Raw genomic sequence first — 18,374 nt, forward strand, 5'->3', positions numbered from 1 at the left:
TAACGGGCTAGAAAAAGAATCATTTGCATTCGGTAAAGAAATATGTTAATATCAAAATGACTGTTCCAATCGTCAATTTATCTCAATTATATTTATAAGTTTACGGAAACAGTAATAAAAAAGCATTTCAGGTAGACCGTATTTTAACCAAACGTAGATAAATTCAATTAAAGAGTTATTATCTGTCTTTACTTTTGATTTTTCAGGTACTAAGAACGATTTTTGTCTGAAAAAAGCAGTTAGCAACTGGAATCTATAGAGAGTAGAAGTTAAAATTACTTACCTTTCAGTTATATCTTACGGTTAAATATTATGCAATTTGGGTTATAGATTGGATACCTACCTGCGGTTCTACTTAAAGAATAACTTTATAAGACTTACAATAACACTTAAAATTATGCCTCCAACTACTGTAATTAAAATCCCGTTACGAATTTCTTTATCCTGTTTTGTTTCTTCTTCTTCCTCAACCTTCTTGGCCACAGTTTCAACTGTCTTAGCCGCATTCTCAACTATATGGGCTGCATCATCAACTGTCTTAGCCATATCCTCAGCCGACTGAGACTCATTACTAGCCGTCGAAAACTCATACTTATCAGACTGCCCCTCATACCTAACCTTCTTGGTCTCCTCCTCAAGATTAGCCAGTTTATCCTCATACTCAGCCAGTTTACCCTCATACTCAGCCAGTTTCTCTTCAGACTCAGACGTCTGGTCCGTCTCATCAGACGTCTGGCCAGTTTCATCAACCATATGGCCCGTCGTCTCAGTCGTCTGTAAAGTCTCATCGGCCGTCTGTAAAGTATTATCGGTGTTTTCTTCAGAAACAGCCTTTCCTACGTAATGATTTACCAGCTTGAGGTCAATTCCTTGCTTGGAGATCTCTTTCCCGAACTCATTGAAGTATATGCTACCGTATCCTTCTGCTGAGTATGGATTTACATAATACAAGCTGAGTATCTGATTATCAGTTTTTTTATCTACCCATGTATCACAGTTCCATGTCGGCTGTTTATTTTTCACGGCATCAAATACTGTGTTAATATAGTCATCAGATACTGGTATCTCAGTAATAAAATCAGTTATTTCTTTTTTTGTTGGCAGATCTTTGTTTTCAGTTGCTACTACACACGATGTCAGCAGAGTGACGATTAAGAAGATACCAGTTATTTTTAGTGCCAGTTTCATTTTAACTCCTGCTTTCAATATGTTGTAAATAATTTGTATAATCTGAAATGTTCATCCTAGAATGGCTATATTTTAAAAAATATATGATGTATATTTAAATTTTGAGTATAAATAATAAGCTCTTTCGTTGAATAGTGTCATGCATAAGAATACTTAAATAATTGAGTTTGAATTTTAATAGATAAGGCATCCCTGATTTACCATATCCTATATTGTTGTCAAAATATTGGCTCAAGGGCGTATCAGTGAAAAGAGAAGAAAACCGGTTACTAAAATTCTTTATGTTACTAAATTCCTAGTTCCCAAACAAGGTCTCCAATTTTAGCCTCTCTACTTAAAACAAAGGATGGAATTTAACATTTAATTGATAACGCAGAGAAATCTTATTCTCACATTTTTCAAGAAATTTAAAATCAGGACATAAAAAGGGCTTGAAAAAGATACTTTTTTAATAGACCTTATGCATTCTGTGTCAAAAATTAAATACAATAACATCGTGGTTTAAATTAGGTTTAAATTAATATTTTAAACATTTATTAGTTGATAGTATTGTTTTTCAGTTCAAATGTGTAAGTCCTATCCCAATTGTAGACTTAAATCTAATTTGAGATAATTTTTTACACTCACTAACGCAGCTATGTTAAAAAAAGATGGAGAATTAATATCTCCTGAAGTACTGTTTATTGAAATAAACTTCCTGCACAGAATCTTTCTTTTTCTTTGCGGTACTGATTCCAAGAATGGAGTAGGGAGTGCAGTGTCTCAGGATTGAGCTAACAAGACCAGTAAAAGCGATCAGCGCAATAATCCATTTCCATCGAGATCTTTTTACAAGGCCTGTTGCTAGCACGAGAGTTGCAAGTACTCCATATATGGTTCGGCACAGGAGATCAAAGCCTCCTACATTTTCTTCCAAAAGCAATTTTTTAAGATTCGTCGGACAAAACCCCCTTATAAGCCCTCTTACATACTTATAGATCCTTGAATATATAGCATTATTCCGTTTGTACCCCCTTTGTATTATATCCACATATGTTTTGCAATACGTTTGTACTATATTTACAGTATACACTTATCATATTTGTAGTGCCTGTGCAGTATCCTTGCACCATGTTTATATTATATTCATATTTCCAAAAAGTCTGAAGAGAAATTATGTAGATCTCCCTAAAAGGTTGACACCCGAAAAATCACAAAGTATAATAACAAGAGATGGAAGGTTTCTAATTATGCCTGAAATAAAACTTGACAGATCGATCTCATATCTCGAAGGGACACAGCGAGTATATGATGAAGCCACAACCCTGGAAAACACTAAAGATGAGATAAAAAAGATAGGGGTTACCCGAATTGCAGATATTACAAACCTTGACAGGCTAGGAATCCCTATTTTTTCGGCAATCCGCCCCAGTGCCGCAAGGGGAGCGATCAGTATATACTCAGGCAAGGGCTCAACTGAGCAAAGGGCCCGGATTTCGGCGATAATGGAAAGTTTTGAGCGCTGCCTTGCAGAAAGACCTGGCCTGAACGCAAATATTAAAAGTGAGATTTCTGCCCCGACCCTTGTAGAATCCTATGTCAGAGCTATAGAAAGCTGCACAGTGCTCGACCCTGCAACGCTACTTCTACCCCAGCCTTATCTTCCCCAGTCTTTGCTTGAATGGGTTGGAACATACGATTTAATGAACAATGAAGAAGTGTTCGTAAGCTCTAACTCGGTTTATCACCCGTACGACTCACCCGGACAATGTCAGAAACTCTTCCTGAGCAATACCAATGGGCTGGCGTCCGGAAACGTGATTGAAGAAGCTATTCTTCACGGGATGCTTGAGGTTATAGAAAGGGACGCAATAAGCATAGCACAGTATTCCCGCAATCTCGGAAAAGAAATCGTGCTAACTGAGAAAGATGGATACCTGTACGAACTTGCCAGCAAATTTAAAGATGCAGGAATAGAACTCAAAATCTGGCTGGTCCCGAGCGATACCGGCATTCCGACAGTAATTGCGGTAACTGATGACGTAAAACTTAAAGACCCTGCGCTTCTCGTCATGGGTGCAGGCTCCCACCTGAAACCCGAAATTGCAGTTGCGAGAGCTATAACCGAAGCTGCCCAATCACGAGTAGTTCAAATTCAGGGAGCAAGGGAAGACACGGATAGAGAAGGTTTTATCCGAAGTGTGGGATATGACCGCATGAAGCGGTTAAACAGGTTCTGGTTTGAAGATGGAGAAAAAATATCTCTTTCCGAAGTACAGGACCTATCCAGAAAAAGCCCTGCAGAAAATATCGATGTAATCCTCGAAAAACTTAAAGGTCTAGCCGAAAGAGTGCTGGTGGTAGACCTCTCAAGAGAAGAGATTAAAGTGCCGGTTGTGCGAGTAATAATTCCCGGATTAGAACTTTTCACTATTGACAGGGATCGGAAAGGAAAAAGGATCGGCTCTCAAAGGAAGAAAGAATTCTCCAGAAACAAAAATGAAAAGCCGTGGAAGAGACGATGAAAGCAAAAGTGGTGATCTTTACAGGCAACAGCATTAGCCATGAGGACGCAAGAAAAGTTCTCAGGGCAAATTACCAGCCTCCTGTACGCAGGTTCCAGCTTGAAAAATTCGTTCAGAAAGGGTATAAGGTAATAGGAATAATAGACGGAATGTTTTTTGACAGGGCAGCTGTTGGACACAGGGAGATTCTGTCTGCGCTTGATGCAGGTGTAAAGGTAGTTGGAGGTGCCAGCATGGGAGCTCTACGGGCTTCTGAACTGGATGTCCACGGCATGATAGGAGTAGGAAAGGTTTACGAATGGTACAGGGACGGTGTAATCGAATCAGATGATGAAGTTGCAGTAAGCACAAACCCTGACACTTTCGAGCCCATTTCCGTACCCCTTGTCAATATAAGAGAAACGCTAAAAGCCGCATTTGCCTCAGGACTTTTGAGTAAAGAAGAACATGACGGTCTTCTGGAGCTTGCAATTAACACTTATTATCCTGACCGGAGCTATCTCGGACTTGTAAAAGAAGGGGCAAAAAAAGGGCTAATCCCGGAAGAAAAGAAAAAATCCTTTCTGAATTTTTTCACAGGCAATGAAGTTGACGTAAAAATGGAAGATGCGGTCCTGGTACTTGAAACCGTAAAAAAACTGATTGAAGAAGCTTGAAACTTCAAACGTCTACTTTCAAGTTTCTCCTTTCAGATTTTCCCTTTCATACCTCTCCGAGTAGCAGTTTCTAATTTTTAGACTTTTTTCAGCTTTTTCTATTTCCAGCTTTTCCCTTTTCCAGCTTTTCTATTTCCAGCTTTTCTATTTCCAGCTTTTCTATTTCCAGCTTTTCTATTTCCAGCTTTTCTATTTCCAGCTTTTCCCTTTTCCAGCTTTTCCCTTTTCCAGCTTTTCCCTTTTCCAGCTTTTCCCTTTTCCAGCTTTTCCCTTTTCCAGCTTTTTTCAGCGTTTTACAATGTATAGCCTGATGATGTACAGACTTGCAATCAAGACAAGGAAGTTGTAAACAGCCCTGAAAATTGGAATATATTGATGCTCAAACCAAATTTCAATTATCCGCTCTATGGAGAAATAGAGCTGGAAAGTGGCTACAAGTAGAAGCAGCATTGAAATAAGAAAGATTCCTTTTTTGAAGTTCTCCCCCATGTCTGACACTTTTTCCCCTTTTGGCTCTGGTCTCATGTCTAAGGTTTCACTCATGCAAACCGCCTCCTCAGAATTACTACCAGACAGATCAAAATTGCAGATAAAGATAGGCTGAATCCTGGTGAATCTTCTTTTGCACTTTTATATTCCTCTTCAGGAATCTCTTCGGGTTCCACCACATTTTCAAATTCGCTTGTCTGAATTTCTCGAGCTTTAGTGGTATTTTTATCTTTAACCTCAACTACGGGGTTGAGCTGAATATAATCTTCTCCACGCTCGACAATGGTATCATTGTTCCAGATCAGGACTTCTACAACGTAATTGTACTGGTCAGGCATTGTCAGGTTGACAGTCTGGATAATTGTGGCTTCAGGTTTGATTTCTCCTGTGTGCGTCCAGACTTTATCCGCAAGGAGTCCGGCATCCATTTCACGGACCTTAACAAGCATGCGAAAATCTTTGCTGGTTTCCCTGCCTTCATTTGTCAGATAGATATCGCTTTCAACAAGGACTTTACCGCCTTCCACTTTTTTCACCCTGAAGTCCATCTCGGGGATTCCAAGCCCTGTTTCCTGTACATCCGCAGGCAAGGAATCCAGGTTGTAAACTTTGATTTCTCCATTGCTTTTCTGCACATTTTCCTCAAAAAGGACACTCTGGAGATCGTATCCTCCAACTTTCGGAAGGGTCAGGACCTGACTTACTGATTTCGTATCTCCTTTCTTTAGCGCTCCCAGTTCTATCTTCTTCTGTGTTTTAAGCAGCCCACTTTCACGGCTATAGGCTTTAAGGAGAAGTGAGGTATTTTTCGCACTGTCCCCCTGAACTTTTTCGACATACGTTGTGACGTTCAGATCTATGAAAGCTGCTCCTGTACGGTCTGCTGAGATATCCATATCCCTAACATTATAGTAGCTCTCTTCTTCAAAACTCTTGACACAGCCGCTTCCAACGGCGAAAATAGTAATAAAGAATATTAAGAGTAAACTTTTCAAAAATAAGATTTGAGATGACTTAATTCCCAATTTTTTCAAGATCTGCCCTCCTCTTTGATAATTATATTCCAAAGTATATACTTTTTGCCTTCATGGACGCTTTTTCTTCTTCAGAGAACAATTGAATGAAAATTATTAATATGAACACATCAATATTCAGATAGAGGACAAAATAAGGTGGTCAGAACATAGAACGCAAGTTTAAAGGACTCTAATTGCGATCTGTGCCTCTGAAGTACTGAAAAAAACCGTAAACTGTAAAAAAGATGAAAGTTCCGGATACTGGAATGAAATCCAGGAATACAGATTGATAAAATGAGGGGTAATAATGGGAACTATTGAAATTGAATCTAGACCGCAAAGACAGATACTGATCGCTACCGATGGCTCAGAGACAGCAAACGAAGCCGCAGACTTTGGGATCGAAATGGTTGGGTGTAGTGGGGCAAAAATATTTGCTGTTTATGTCATCGATACAACACCTTACCGTTCAGTTCCGCTGGATCAAATCTGGTCAGACAAAGTGCTTGAAGAATTCGAGAAAGAAGGACGTGAAGCAACCTCTTATATAGAAAAAATTGGAGAAGCTGCAGGAGTGGAAGTGGAATCGAGGGTGCTTAGAGGCCATCCGGCTGAGAAGATTGTGACTTTTGCAGAAGATAATAATATCGATATGATCATAATGGGTTCGCTTGGAAAAAGCGGATATGAGCGCATACTGCTTGGGAGCGTATCCGAAAAAGTTATAAGGCATGCAAAAATTCCGGTCCTGGTTGTTCGAGAACGGCATAAAAGTGAGAAAAAATTGATACAGGAATAACCAGTTCTGAGTAGCTAAATTGGATAATTTGATCCTTTTTAGAAACAATTTTAGGACTTACGCAGTCGAACCGAGAAATCAATATCATTAGACCATTAACTGTCTAGAATATGGCTTTGATCCCCATTCTTTGCCGTAATTGATCTTGTTTCTCAAATGCGTAAGTCCTGAATTAGGCTAGTCGCTAAGTTAAAGAATGAGCTTAAAGCAGGGGTAGGTGGGGAGGAAAAGGGTATAGAGAAACCTTTACAGAAAATCCTGACTGCTACTGACGGTTCGGAGAACGATGCGTGGACAATAAGTGTCACTGATGTGATTTTGGTGAGATTTCTCGGGAAAAACAATGTCAAACGCTTTCTTCTTGGAAACGTGTCTGAAAAAAATCGTTGAAGAAATTGTCAGAAACGCACAAGTTCAGGTACTTATCTTAGACGAAAAGAGCTTGCGAGAGGGATGAACTCCGGAATACTTTAATGAAACAAATCCATAATTCAAATTTTTTGTTTTGAAGTTTATTATTGAAACTTATCTTTTGAATAGTCGAGTTTCCTATCTTGAAAGCAATTATAGAAACATAAATTAGTAAAAATAAGACAGATTTCAGTATTAACTCATTAATAATATAATAATATAAGAATATAATAATATAATAATATAATAGCATAATTATAGTAAATCTAATAACAAACCTAATAAATCTAATATATTGTAATCTAATGGGAGTAAGTATAGGGAGTAAGTATAGGGAGTAAGTATAGGGGGTAAAATAACTACGGAGGGGGTACGTATAGAGGAGAGCAGTGAGCTTAAACCCAAACTACAAAGGCAAATTCTGATTGCTACTGACGGCTCAAAAGCCGCTGAAAATGTAGTGGATTTCGGGATGGAAATTGCTGGGTACATTGGGGCAAAAGTCTATGCCTTATATGTCATAGATATAAGCTTTCTTGACTCCGTTCTGATGGATGAATCGTGGGTAAAAAATGTCTATGAACAATTTGAAAGAGTTGGCCGTGACGCAATTTGCTGCATAGAAGAAAAAGCAAAAGCTTCCGGGATAGAAGCTGCAACCATACTGCTTAAAGGAAATACGGCTGAAAAAATCCTTGATTTCGCAGAGAATCAAAAAGTTGATATGATTGTCATAGGCTCTACTGGAAAAAGCGGGGTTAAACGTTTCATGCTTGGAAGCGTATCCGAAAAAGTTGTGAGAAACTCGAAAATCCCGGTACTTATCGTACATCAGAGAGTTAAACCTAAAAGTTTTGTCCGTTGTGGTCAAGAAGATAAAGAAATTTCATCCAGTATCGCATCTAATGAGACAAAGTGAAAAGTCGGAAATCTAAACCAAGAAACTGTACCAGGTAACTATTTCAAACAAACTTTATAAAAAATTGGTCAAAAAGAATATATGTTGACCAAAAAGGAATATGTGCATGCATACTAGTTTTAAAAAGAAGAATTACAGAACGAATTTTCAGGTTATATTCAGGAACGGGAGGGAAAACCAATGCTGAATGAAAAGATGGAAGAAGCACTGAATGAACAAATCAATAAAGAAATGTACTCGTCTTATCTGTACCTTGCAATGTCAGCATATAGTTCATCAGTTGGGCTTCCGGGCTTTGCCCACTGGTTTAGAGTCCAGGTTGACGAAGAAAATATCCATGCAATGAAGCTCTTTGATTACGTAAACAGTCAGGGTGGAAAGGTTAAACTTAAGGAGATCAAAGAGCCACCCATGGAATTTGGGACAGCTATGGAAATGTTCCAGCAGACTCTGAAGCACGAACAGTTCATCACCCGCTCAATTAATGAGCTGGTAGAGCTTGCCCGTGCTGAAAAAGATGAAGCTACGGCTTCTTTCCTTCAATGGTATGTTGAAGAGCAGGTCGAAGAGGAAGAGAACGACAACGAAGTTATCGCCAAACTGAAAGGCATTGATAAAAATGAATATGTAGTTTATTCAGTTGATGAAGAGCTGGCAAAAAGAATTTCTCTCAGATAATTAGTTTAAACTCAGATAATTAGTTTAAACTCAGATAATTAGTTTAAACTCAGATAATTAGTTTAAACTCAGATAATTAGTTTAAACTCAGATAATTAGTTTAAACTTAAATAATTAGTTTTAAATCTTGATTCGATTCAAAAATTATTGTTATCCGGGAAGCTGTCTCTTTTAACTCTCTTCTTTTTGCCCACTTCAAAAATTACTTTCTGACCATTGGAGTCCCACACTTTTCACACTTGACCTCAATGCAGGGCACGCCAGGCTTATGGGGCGCTTCATATCCACATTCAGAGCATATGCACATTCCGTCAGGACCTCCAGAACTTCTTCCCCTGCACCTTCCTTTGCCTTTTCCACCTCTGCCTATTCCAGGCCCTTTACCTTCGGGACCATTACCGTCTCCTCCTGGCATCCTATAATTTCCTCCTTCGATTCTTACTGATTTTCCATAAACAAGTGCTTCGGTTATCTTTACAAGTGCTCTTTTAAGTGTCCTCTGGAAAGTAGACTGGTGAACATCCATGCAGGTTGCAGCCTCAGTTTGAGATAAACTTTCCAGGAAACTTAATCTCATGGTTTCAAGTTCATCAACTGTCAGGACTACTTCTTCCAGATTATCTTTCTCTAAACGATTTTTTTCAAAATGATTTTTTTCAAAATGATCTCTTTCTAAATGGTCCTCTTCTAAGCCTTCAGGTTTGAAGTGTCTCATTCGATGCTCGAAATTCACTAATTTTCGTTTCCTTGGGCGCACCATTATGCATAATAATGCGTAATTTTAGATATAGTTTATCCCTTGTACAATATCTAAAAATAAAAATTTAGAAATTAAGTAAAAGACTATGCAGTCAGGTATTAATATATGAAGCCTGAAAAGCACAATAAAATGTCAAACAACCTGGAATTCGATATTGTGAAAAACAGTTTTGAATGGCTCTCTGCCCAGCGAATTCAGTCCGTAAAGGAACTTTCAAGTACCTTATCCGCACATGCCCTCTGGGAACTTCCAAACCCTTACATAACCCGCCTTATTCTTGAACAGGATAACGATGGTTCCTGGAACTCTTCAATCAGAGACACCGCAAGGGCCAGCTCAGCCCTTTCAACAGAAGGAATAGTATTCACGGCTTCAGCAAGATGGCTGCTCGCCAGAAAAAAAGAAAACTTCTGGAACAGAGATGTTTACGACACAGCCTATGCCCTTGCAGCGCTTGCAGACATGGGAACTCAGAACAAAGACGGATGCAACTGGCTATCCGAAAATTATTGCCCTGCCTGGGAACAGATTGGCACTACATCCCTTATAATCACAGCTCTCAAAAAACAGGATAATCTGACAAAGACCAGAACCTTTGAAACTTTTATCCAGGAAAAAGCCAGATGGATTCTTTCAAAAAAAAGGCTAGACGGCGGCTGGATACACATTTCCACAAGCAATCTTGCAATTCAGGCCCTGCTTCTTGCAGGTTTTAAAGATGAGGTTGAAGATTCAGTCAATTGGCTCCTTGAAAACGTCCATGAAAATGGAGCATGGGGAAATAAAGGCGACGATATAAACGCTACTGCTCTGACTCTAAGTACATTGGGGCTTTATAAAAAGAGTTGAAAAAACTTAAAAAGACTCGAATAGAATTGAAGAGACTTGAAAAAAACTCAAAGAGACTTGAGAAGATTTGAAGAGACTTAGAAAAAATCATAAAGACTTGGAATGGCTTGAAATGGCTTGAAATGGCTTGAAATGACTTGAAATGGCTTGAAATAACTTAAAATTACTTCAAGTGGCTTGAAATAATAAAAAATTTGTCTTCGTTATTTTGTTTTTCCTTCTTTTATTTTCAGCGTATTCTTTTAATTATTTTTAATCTGATAATACTCTTTTACAAACATTGTTTTTGGCATTTAGATAGGATCTACTTGCTATTTCCATACTTCCTTCCATTTCAGCAATACTCATATCAAAAGTTTGGGCATAATCCAAGACATTTTCATCGAATTCACTTCCTGTAGAAATATTATTATTGATTTTGACAACCTTTTTATAATGCCTTTTCAAAAAACTGTCATTAAAGTCAGAAGTGTTATTAGATTCCTTTCTCATTTGTTTCCAACTGGAAGCCCACATAGGAGTCAGATATATCATACCCGTACCATTCCCACCCTGCATAACTTCAGCATAATTATCGTTGCCCCCAAGAGCTACGCTAATACAATCGTCCACGATCTCTCCTTTTTCATCTTTGAGGAAGTAAAGAGAGCAAGGGAGATCTTTAAACTCCTCTTCCGTGTTCCTAAGAGAGTGCCCACAATTTCCATAGAAAATAAGAATGCCATCTGAAAAAGCTGCCATTTTTTTAATATGCTGGTAGATTTCAGATCTTAAGAGTTCACAATCTGCATGTAGCCCAAGTTTCAGAGTGTTTACAACAATAATAGGCTTTTCTTTGTTCTTTTCATTGTTTTTTTCATCGTTTTTTTCATCGTTCTTTTCATTGTTCTTTTCATTGTTCTTTTCTTTACTTTTTTTTCTGATATGATGAGGTATTTTCTCGAAAAATTGAAATTTCAATAAAAGTTTCAAGATATTCACAGATGCAGAATTATATACGGAGTTATTTACCCCTTTTAAAAAAATAGGTACCTTTTCCAAAGGAAAAAGTCTGAGCTGGCAATTTCTGGATTTAAGCTTTCGAACAAACCTGAAACTTTGCCTGTTTTCAAGTACAATCAATTGACCCAAATCGTGGTCTTCTGAGAGGACATATGCCAGTTCGTCTTCAAGCATTTCACAGGCAATTATGCTAAGTACAGGCATCCGCTCACCGTTCATATACAAACGCAAATTTTTTCAATACATTTCAACATTTTGTTTTTTTCTAAATTTCCATTTTGAGTTCGTTATAGCAATCTTTAAAGATTTCCTGATTACCATCATCGAATTCCAAAATTTCGAAATCAAACAAATTTGCAAACTCCCGAATAGAAGCGTCGAAATTTTCGGTATATTTGAGGCCAGTATTAATCTTAGCAACTCTTTTGTAACCAATCATTTCATGGGTTTTTTTCATTAATTTCAATGCTTTGACAGGGTCTTTATTTAGCTTATTCAGGTCAAGTATTTCCTTCCAGCCCTTGCTGTACATGGGAGTAAAGAGGTATGTTCCAGCATCACTAACACTTTTGAGTATCTTTAAATAGTTATTAACTCCTCCTACAGTAGCTCCTATGCAGTCGTCTACAATCCTGTGGTCTTTGTCTTTAAGGATGCGGACAGGACATGAGATTGAACTAAGTCCAAAATCCTTTTCAAAATCTTTTTCAACGTCTCCCAGTACATTTCCACATAAACCGTAAAAGAGTAAAATACCCGACGAAAATGGAGCAAGAGTCTTTATAGTCTCATATACCTTAATTTTCAACTCTTTAGGACTTCTATGAAGGCCCAGTTCCATCAGATGAATCAAAACCGTATATTTACACTCACTTTTAATTTCGGGAAGTGAGGAAATATCTTCCAGAGAGAGCACTTTATACTGAAGGTTTACTTTATCCAGTTTTTCTACGAATTCTCGTATATTTTCATTATCAACTATAACGATCTCATCAATGGAAGAGTCATTTTCAAGAATCCAGATAATTTCATCCTGCATTATCTTACATGAAATAATACTCATGGTAGGCATTGAGATATCCTCCTCAGAAGTCTTGCCAGAAGATCTAATTTTTGAGAAACAGATTTATTTATATTAGGATAATATACTTACTTACATATAAGTAAGTTATGGTTAGGAAAAAAATCAATCCTTCCACCCAAGGTCGAATTTAATTAGAGAAATGGATCTAACTAGTGTTTTTCTCCCTTTAATGCTGGATAATTGTCTGGCACCCATTAAGGCTTCGACTACCAACTCTGCACGTGCCTCCACAGGATCGGAAAAACTAAATTCTCCCTGTTCCAAACCAATTTTAAGAACTCTGGAAATCCAGGCCAAGATATCATCCAGTAACAGCAAATTTTGCTTTTTAACTTTCTCAGGAAGTTCTTCAAAATCGAGAATTACCGAGCCTGGAGGACAGATACTTTTGCCTTCATCAAACTCTTTCAGTGCATAATCAAAGTAGTATTGAAGCTGATCACGGGCTGAGCTCCCAGATTCCTCTATTTGAGTAATATTTGCAGCTAAACTCTTTCTGCTGTCTTCGAGCAAGGCTGCAACCAGATCTTCTTTTTTGGGATAGTAGTTATGAATTGCTGCATTCTTTATTCCCAGTTTTTGAGAAATATCTTTGTAACTAAATCCATTATAGCCTCTACATTGCAAAAAATTCCTTGCGTAATAGAGTATTTGTTGATTAGTCTGATTTATGTCCTTCATAACAACACTTGTATTCTTTAATGAGTTAATTGAATAGTGCTCATTCATATAAACTTAGTTTTTCGCTTTATTATATGAGAAACATCTTACATTTTATATTATCTTACATTTCACGTTATCTTACATTTCATATTCTCTTACATTTCATAAAGTACTCCCCTCAGTATGCACCGAAGATGCTCATTAGCCCTCATCTGGATTTTTAGAATCGCAATCTGAGTTTATCTTCACTATAGAATATACTTACTTACATATAAGTAAGTATCGGTTTAAATAACCATTTAATAAAAGATCGGAATTCTTGAGCGGAGCGAAGAGGACAGCCTGCTGTTGTGATTACATAGCAATTCCCAGAAAACCGAAGATTTTTCTGCAATCTTGAAGCGCAATTGGGGCTGTCCTATCGAGACAGAATTTGAGCGAGATGGGAATCGAGTGTTAGAGCACAGAATACAGCATTGATACCGTTCCGATTCCAAGAGGTTCAGCTACAAGTTGTACATCATATTTTGTTCGAAGTTCTTCAGAGATTGCACAGGGAATTCCTGGAGTTGAAAGCACGCAGTTCTCCGAAAGTACAGGTTCAGGAATCGTGTTTGCGCACGGAGTCGCTTCGAAAATAATGGAAAACTTTTTTGGTTTTTCAGGGTTGAACGGGATAACCCCGAGGCTTGAAACGGCTCTCTGAAGGAAGTTTTCATCAGGATCATAACCGTAAACCCTGAAGCCTTTCTGCACAAGGTGGGCTGCTCCGGGAAAACCTACCTTTCCGAGTCCCACAACAAGTACGTTCTTTGAATCGGCTTTCAGGTATCTGGAAGCAATCTCAGCATAAATTATACCTGTGCAGGGTTGGTTATTGGCCATTTTTCCGTTTTTGAGGTTATGCGCAAGAAAAGTGTAGTCGTCGGCCATGAGAATAATCTCAGCTCCGTTCCGTACAGCTTCATAATAGCCGCTAACATCCAGCATATCCGTAACAAAACTTTCAAATCCGAAATACTGAGTAATCGCGTTCAGGGAAGCGGAAAAGTTTCCTATTATCCCATTTCCCGAAGTTACGGGAACAATACCTACTTTTTCGGAACCAGGGAAAGTACCGTAGAGAGCTTTACAGATGCCTTTTATGTCAAGCCCTGTTACTCTTTGAACAGTAGAATCGGCTTCCTGAAGCTGTTTATTAATATTTATCAAATCGTTTGGAGTTAAAAGTGCCATTTTTATCGCCATTTTATGTTTTGGGGGATTTAAGTCTAATTTCATTAAATTCGGATTTAATAAAATTTGATTTCCTTAAACCTGGGTATTTAATGCCATTTTATCAAAATTTGAGTGTTCTAAGTCTTAGATTCACTAAATATTATTTTTCATTTCCTTTTTAATTTACTTTAATACTCTTTCAGACAGCTGCTCCGAAACGATCTTTCAGAACTGAAAGTCCTTTGCATTTTTTTGCTCCGGCTTCTTCCCTGTCTTTGCCCCAGAAAATCAGGGTAAATACCGGATTCTCTCCTTTGCATAGAAAAATCTCAATGCCAGGTTCTTCATAGAATTTTCCGTAATCACTCCCCATGGAAAATACCTGTTCTCCCACAGGAACAAGAATCCCGTTTTCTCCAAGCATAAGATGCTCATAAATGCAATATTTATCCTCGGGAAAAGACCCGGTTTCCTCAATACCGTCAGTAAAGGCACGGAACAGGAGTTCTATCAGGTTGATCCCTGAAGAATAATAAACGACTGTCGGGGTCTGGCTTGGGAAACGAGCATCAATTTCGATTACTTTAAGCCCTTTTGGACCGAAGATTGCTTCCACATCCATAATCCCTTTCAAGGAAAGGTTTGCTGCAAGAGCATGGGAGATCTGCCTGAATAAAGGATTAGCAGGAAGCGGAGTTACCATGTGGCAGTCATAAGTTTCGTCTATATGGACCTGGGTCTCTTTTACCACGGCAAAATTACTTCCATCACCTATAACTTCGAGAGAAACGACCTCACCTTCCACATATTCTTCAACCAGCATGTCAGGCTCAAGGGTTCCAAGCTCTTCATTATCGTAAATGATCCTGGTCCCCACACTGCTGCTTTCACAGGGTGGCTTTACAAAATAAGGTGGCTCTGAAGGCTTGTCCTGCGGAGTCGGGACTCCTATGGACTTAAAGTAATCTTTTGAACTTTTCTTATCCCTGCTTACTCGATAAGCATCAAAATCGAAAAGAACCGGACAAGAGAACTTTTCTTTGATTGAATTCAGAAATTCGATGCAGGCCAGGTTTTCGTTGACAGGAAGTATAGCATCAACCTTTATTGAGAGATCAAGAAGTTTCTCAGGCTCCTTTATTACGTCAAAACAGTAAAACTCATCCGCATAGTTACGGATGAGAGCCTGCGGATTTTTATCTACCAGAACTACTTTTATTCCGGCTTTTTTAGATAGATACGCAGCTTCGAAGCCCTGGAGTTTCCCACCTACAAGACAGATCGTTTTCAAGCTAGCACCCCAGGATTGTCTCAAAGTCAGCCTGCAGGGCAGGTTTCATACCCATAATCTCAAGCCTTCTGACAACACTTTTTATATCCCGGTCTCTTTCTTCAAGGTCACGGTCATAGTTTGCAACGCCTTCTAGTTGGGAATCAGGAGGAAGAATAGAAGTAACAATGTTTGCTCCTGCGTTTAAGCGGTGGACCATGCCGTCAATGCCTTCCAGGTCAAGGGAAGCAGGAATGAGGCGTTTGGGAAACATTAACCTGAGAACCGAGATGATTTTCAGTTCCGAGAGGTTTGATTTATCTCTGAAACCTTCAAGCGGGGTTCCATCCTGGGGCAGGAAGGTCATAACTCTGACCATATCAGGATTGTTTGTACTCATTCCCCTTAAGGACAAAATAGTGGATTCAATATCATTTCCAACCCCTGTGAGGATTCCGTCTTCTATACAATATCCCTGCTTTTTAGCAAAACGGCGTGCGTTGACACGCCCATCGAATGACTGTTCAACTCTAAGTTTCCTATAGAGTTCGGTGTCATATGTTTCCTGGTAAAGGGCAAGGAAGTTTGCTCCTTTTTCCCTGGCTTTGAGAAGAGTAGCATTATCCATCAATCCCGGAGAAATCATTATGGGTAACCCAAGTTCCTCTTTTACTATCTGGACAAGCTCAACGAACCGGTCCGGATCTTCATAGTAATAGGGGTCTTCTCCCATGGTCAGGTCAACCATATGAAAGCCTGCTCCTTTCAGGGCTTTGCAGGTTTCTTTTATCTCTTCCATGGTCAGTCGATAGCGATGGATCTCGTTTCGACAATTATAGTAGCAAAAAGAACATTGATTTTTACAGTAAGTAGAGAAATAGATGAAACAATTAAGAAATACCCTGTTGCCAAAATAATGATCTCTTACTTTTCGCGCTGCAGAGTAGAGTCTTTCCAGGTCTTTTTCGGATTCAAGGGAAAGAAGAGCTCTCAAGTCATCATCAGTTAATTGGTACCCTTCAATGACCTTTTTCCCTAAACTGTCAAATTTATCAAGTGCCATTTTTTGGATCAAAATTTCACCCTCTCATAAATTATTTAGATGTTTATCGACCTTAAAAAGGCCGATTAAGAATTCAATCTCGCCATTTAGCCTATTTTACCATATTGAGTATTTACCATCCCATTTTTTATTCAATATTGCCATTCAATATTGTTATTTTACATTTTGCCATTCTTTATCGCCATTTTATGTTTTGCCATTCTTTATTGCCATTTTATGTTTTGCCATTCTTTATTGCCATTTTACATTTGTCATTCTTTATTGCCACTTTACATTTTGCCACTTTTTATTGCCATATTACATTTTGCCACTTTTTATTGCCATATTACATTTTGCCACTTTTTATTGCCATTCAATGTGAAGCTCTGATATCTTCAATCTGTATTTAGCGGCCTCAAACTGCTTTAAATAGGTTTTCAAACTTACAAACTGGTTGAAATACCATTATAGTAAGATTCTGACCTTGATGCCCTTTTGATATTTTTAAAATTGTGCATGACCTTGAGCAAGCGCTCAAGCCCGAAACCTGCGCCTATCCAGGGTTTGTCAATGCCCCATTCTCTATCAAGAGGAACCGGTCCGACAACTGCTGAAGAAAGCTCCAGGTCTCCGTGCATTATATCGAGAGTATCCCCATAGACCATACAGGAATCTCCTATGATTTCGAAGTCGATTTCCAGATAGTCCAGAAACTCTTTGATGAGGGCTTCAAGATTTTCCCTGGTACAGCCCGAACCCATCTGACAGAAATTCACCATTGTAAACTCTTCAAGGTGTTCTTTGCCGTCAGACTCTTTCCGGTAACAAGGCCCGATTTCAAAGATCTTTATCGGATCTGGTAAAATCCTATCGAGTTTTCGCAGGTAGTTGTAAAGATTAGGGGCAAGCATCGGCCTCAAGCAGAGATTTTTATCTATCCTGAAGACCTGTTTTGAAAGTTCAATATCACTATTAATGCCCATTCTCTCCACATATTCTGCCGGAATAAGGATAGGTGACTTGATTTCCAGAAAACCCCGATCCACGAAAAATTTCGTAATATCACGTTCGAGTTTTCCGAGATAGTTTTCCCTGTCATCGGCATAGATCCGCTGAAAATCGTCTTTTCTTCTTGTCACCAGTTCGGATTCAAGTTCCCTGAACGGCTTTGTCACATTGAGAGAGATTTTGTCCTCCGGACTTAAGAGAGCTTCAACCCTATCAAGCTGGCTTCGTGTAAGTGCAGGAGCAGGTGCTGATGCTGGAACAGACGAACTTAGAGCTGATTTTGCAGGCGAAGGTACAGATCCAGATTTGTTCGTTGACGCCTGTGCAGAAGGATTCTCCAGAGGCTTCGGAGCCCTTGAGACTGATTTCGGCATGGCTTTCTTGACCTTCGGAGCAGAAACTACCTTAACTTTTACACTGGTTTTGCTCTCGCTCGAGTTTGTGAGGAAATTAGTTATATCCTCATTTGAAACTTTACAATGTTTGCAGGTTTTCCTGTATTTATGATGTCTGAATGCTCTGGCTGTTCTACAACTCCTGGAATTATTAACAATAAGATGGTCTCCACACGCCATTTCAATATATATTTTCCTTCTTGAGACCTCATAGTGTTTGATTTTGTGGAGCATGCCAGTCCTGGACATCCAGAGCCCGGTAGCAGATATTAGAGCATCTAATGGTTTTTTATCCATAGTGTCACCCCTGGTGAATTAAAAGCCCGGATGATTTCCAAGAAATAGTATTTCAAAATCCCGGCTTACTGAATATAAGCACGGAGTCAGCAATTTGCTGACAGCTACCCGGAAAATAAAATCGAT

The 18,374-nt window shown here is 38.8% G+C and carries 18 protein-coding genes; 6 read left to right on the forward strand and 12 right to left on the reverse strand.

Annotated elements, in window-relative coordinates; all coding sequences use genetic code 11:
* Window positions 1–351: 351 nt before the first annotated feature.
* A complete protein-coding gene (locus tag MSBR3_RS12150) occupies window positions 352–1,188 on the reverse strand; it encodes an ATP synthase subunit B family protein (protein ID WP_048108433.1) in 837 nt (278 codons plus the stop codon).
* Between the two features lie 658 nt (window positions 1,189–1,846).
* Window positions 1,847–2,218, reverse strand: a complete 372-nt coding sequence (locus MSBR3_RS12155) for a YgaP family membrane protein (protein WP_230627438.1) — start codon at window positions 2,216–2,218, stop codon at window positions 1,847–1,849.
* Between the two features lie 199 nt (window positions 2,219–2,417).
* On the opposite strand from MSBR3_RS12155, the gene MSBR3_RS12160 reads away from it, so the two are divergent.
* Window positions 2,418–3,692 (forward strand): YcaO-related McrA-glycine thioamidation protein, encoded by a 1,275-nt coding sequence (locus MSBR3_RS12160; RefSeq protein ID WP_048108434.1) that lies wholly within the window; start codon window positions 2,418–2,420, stop codon window positions 3,690–3,692.
* Window positions 3,689–4,348: a TfuA-related McrA-glycine thioamidation protein gene (locus tag MSBR3_RS12165; RefSeq protein ID WP_230627440.1), complete on the forward strand. Its 660-nt coding sequence runs from the start codon at window positions 3,689–3,691 to the stop codon at window positions 4,346–4,348. The genes MSBR3_RS12160 and MSBR3_RS12165 overlap by 4 nt, the downstream gene beginning before the upstream one ends.
* A 285-nt stretch (window positions 4,349–4,633) precedes the next feature.
* On the opposite strand, the gene MSBR3_RS12170 is transcribed toward MSBR3_RS12165, so the two are convergent.
* Both MSBR3_RS12170 and MSBR3_RS12175 read right to left on the reverse strand, forming a co-directional pair.
* Window positions 4,634–4,891 carry a hypothetical protein gene (locus MSBR3_RS12170; RefSeq protein WP_048108436.1) on the reverse strand — a complete coding sequence of 86 codons (258 nt, stop codon included), beginning with the start codon at window positions 4,889–4,891 and terminating at the stop codon, window positions 4,634–4,636.
* On the reverse strand, window positions 4,888–5,871 hold the full coding sequence (locus tag MSBR3_RS12175) for a DUF7490 domain-containing protein (RefSeq protein WP_048108437.1): 984 nt from the start codon (window positions 5,869–5,871) through the stop codon (window positions 4,888–4,890). Before MSBR3_RS12175 ends, MSBR3_RS12170 begins: the two co-directional genes overlap by 4 nt.
* A gap of 286 nt (window positions 5,872–6,157) precedes the next feature.
* On the opposite strand from MSBR3_RS12175, the gene MSBR3_RS12180 reads away from it, so the two are divergent.
* From MSBR3_RS12180 to MSBR3_RS12190, 3 genes are all read left to right on the forward strand, one after another.
* Window positions 6,158–6,652 carry a universal stress protein gene (locus tag MSBR3_RS12180; RefSeq protein ID WP_048108438.1) on the forward strand — a complete coding sequence of 165 codons (495 nt, stop codon included), beginning with the start codon at window positions 6,158–6,160 and terminating at the stop codon, window positions 6,650–6,652.
* 835 nt (window positions 6,653–7,487) lie between these two features.
* A complete protein-coding gene (locus MSBR3_RS12185; RefSeq protein WP_268989151.1) occupies window positions 7,488–7,982 on the forward strand; it encodes a universal stress protein in 495 nt (164 codons plus the stop codon).
* Between the two features lie 180 nt (window positions 7,983–8,162).
* Window positions 8,163–8,660 (forward strand): ferritin, encoded by a 498-nt coding sequence (locus tag MSBR3_RS12190; RefSeq protein WP_048108442.1) that lies wholly within the window; start codon window positions 8,163–8,165, stop codon window positions 8,658–8,660.
* A gap of 202 nt (window positions 8,661–8,862) precedes the next feature.
* On the opposite strand, the gene MSBR3_RS12195 is transcribed toward MSBR3_RS12190, so the two are convergent.
* A complete protein-coding gene (locus tag MSBR3_RS12195) occupies window positions 8,863–9,375 on the reverse strand; it encodes a DUF134 domain-containing protein (RefSeq protein ID WP_230627444.1) in 513 nt (170 codons plus the stop codon).
* A 150-nt stretch (window positions 9,376–9,525) separates the two neighbouring features.
* On the opposite strand from MSBR3_RS12195, the gene MSBR3_RS12200 reads away from it, so the two are divergent.
* Window positions 9,526–10,269 (forward strand): prenyltransferase/squalene oxidase repeat-containing protein, encoded by a 744-nt coding sequence (locus MSBR3_RS12200; protein WP_048108445.1) that lies wholly within the window; start codon window positions 9,526–9,528, stop codon window positions 10,267–10,269.
* Between the two features lie 252 nt (window positions 10,270–10,521).
* Here the strand turns inward: MSBR3_RS12200 and MSBR3_RS12205 are convergent, their stop codons facing one another.
* The 7 genes from MSBR3_RS12205 to pylS form a co-directional block, all read right to left on the reverse strand.
* On the reverse strand, window positions 10,522–11,490 hold the full coding sequence (locus tag MSBR3_RS12205) for a DUF1638 domain-containing protein (RefSeq protein ID WP_329956810.1): 969 nt from the start codon (window positions 11,488–11,490) through the stop codon (window positions 10,522–10,524).
* 46 nt (window positions 11,491–11,536) lie between these two features.
* Complete coding sequence (locus MSBR3_RS12210; protein ID WP_048108449.1) at window positions 11,537–12,343, reverse strand: DUF1638 domain-containing protein; 807 nt, start codon at window positions 12,341–12,343, stop codon at window positions 11,537–11,539.
* A gap of 114 nt (window positions 12,344–12,457) precedes the next feature.
* Window positions 12,458–13,084 carry a TetR/AcrR family transcriptional regulator gene (locus MSBR3_RS12215; RefSeq protein ID WP_329956811.1) on the reverse strand — a complete coding sequence of 209 codons (627 nt, stop codon included), beginning with the start codon at window positions 13,082–13,084 and terminating at the stop codon, window positions 12,458–12,460.
* Window positions 13,085–13,474: 390 nt separating this feature from the next.
* Window positions 13,475–14,266, reverse strand: coding sequence for a 3-methylornithyl-N6-L-lysine dehydrogenase PylD (gene pylD, locus MSBR3_RS12220; RefSeq protein ID WP_155396808.1), 792 nt, complete (start codon window positions 14,264–14,266; stop codon window positions 13,475–13,477).
* 169 nt (window positions 14,267–14,435) lie between these two features.
* Window positions 14,436–15,527 carry a 3-methylornithine--L-lysine ligase PylC gene (gene pylC, locus MSBR3_RS12225; protein ID WP_196296948.1) on the reverse strand — a complete coding sequence of 364 codons (1,092 nt, stop codon included), beginning with the start codon at window positions 15,525–15,527 and terminating at the stop codon, window positions 14,436–14,438.
* A 1-nt stretch (window position 15,528) separates the two neighbouring features.
* The gene (gene pylB / locus MSBR3_RS12230; RefSeq protein WP_048108456.1) at window positions 15,529–16,581 is read right to left on the reverse strand and encodes a methylornithine synthase PylB; all 1,053 of its coding nucleotides are present in this window, start codon (window positions 16,579–16,581) and stop codon (window positions 15,529–15,531) included.
* A gap of 410 nt (window positions 16,582–16,991) precedes the next feature.
* Window positions 16,992–18,248, reverse strand: coding sequence for a pyrrolysine--tRNA(Pyl) ligase (pylS, locus tag MSBR3_RS12235; RefSeq protein ID WP_048108458.1), 1,257 nt, complete (start codon window positions 18,246–18,248; stop codon window positions 16,992–16,994).
* Between the last annotated feature and the right edge of the window lie 126 nt (window positions 18,249–18,374).

It is taken from the genome of Methanosarcina barkeri 3 (genome assembly GCF_000970305.1).
GTDB lineage: Archaea > Halobacteriota > Methanosarcinia > Methanosarcinales > Methanosarcinaceae > Methanosarcina > Methanosarcina barkeri_A.

Coding starts and splice junctions, on each gene's coding strand:
- MSBR3_RS12200 (WP_048108445.1), top strand. CDS start 9,526: ATGAAGCCTGAAAAGCACAATAAAATGTCAAACAACCTGGAATTCGAT.
- MSBR3_RS12190 (WP_048108442.1), top strand. CDS start 8,163: ATGCTGAATGAAAAGATGGAAGAAGCACTGAATGAACAAATCAATAAA.
- pylS (WP_048108458.1), bottom strand. CDS start 18,248: ATGGATAAAAAACCATTAGATGCTCTAATATCTGCTACCGGGCTCTGG.
- MSBR3_RS12170 (WP_048108436.1), bottom strand. CDS start 4,891: ATGAGTGAAACCTTAGACATGAGACCAGAGCCAAAAGGGGAAAAAGTG.
- pylD (WP_155396808.1), bottom strand. CDS start 14,266: ATGGCGATAAAAATGGCACTTTTAACTCCAAACGATTTGATAAATATT.
- MSBR3_RS12150 (WP_048108433.1), bottom strand. CDS start 1,188: ATGAAACTGGCACTAAAAATAACTGGTATCTTCTTAATCGTCACTCTG.
- MSBR3_RS12165 (WP_230627440.1), top strand. CDS start 3,689: ATGAAAGCAAAAGTGGTGATCTTTACAGGCAACAGCATTAGCCATGAG.
- MSBR3_RS12160 (WP_048108434.1), top strand. CDS start 2,418: ATGCCTGAAATAAAACTTGACAGATCGATCTCATATCTCGAAGGGACA.
- MSBR3_RS12215 (WP_329956811.1), bottom strand. CDS start 13,084: ATGAATGAGCACTATTCAATTAACTCATTAAAGAATACAAGTGTTGTT.
- MSBR3_RS12195 (WP_230627444.1), bottom strand. CDS start 9,375: ATGAGACACTTCAAACCTGAAGGCTTAGAAGAGGACCATTTAGAAAGA.
- MSBR3_RS12210 (WP_048108449.1), bottom strand. CDS start 12,343: ATGCCTACCATGAGTATTATTTCATGTAAGATAATGCAGGATGAAATT.
- MSBR3_RS12205 (WP_329956810.1), bottom strand. CDS start 11,490: ATGAACGGTGAGCGGATGCCTGTACTTAGCATAATTGCCTGTGAAATG.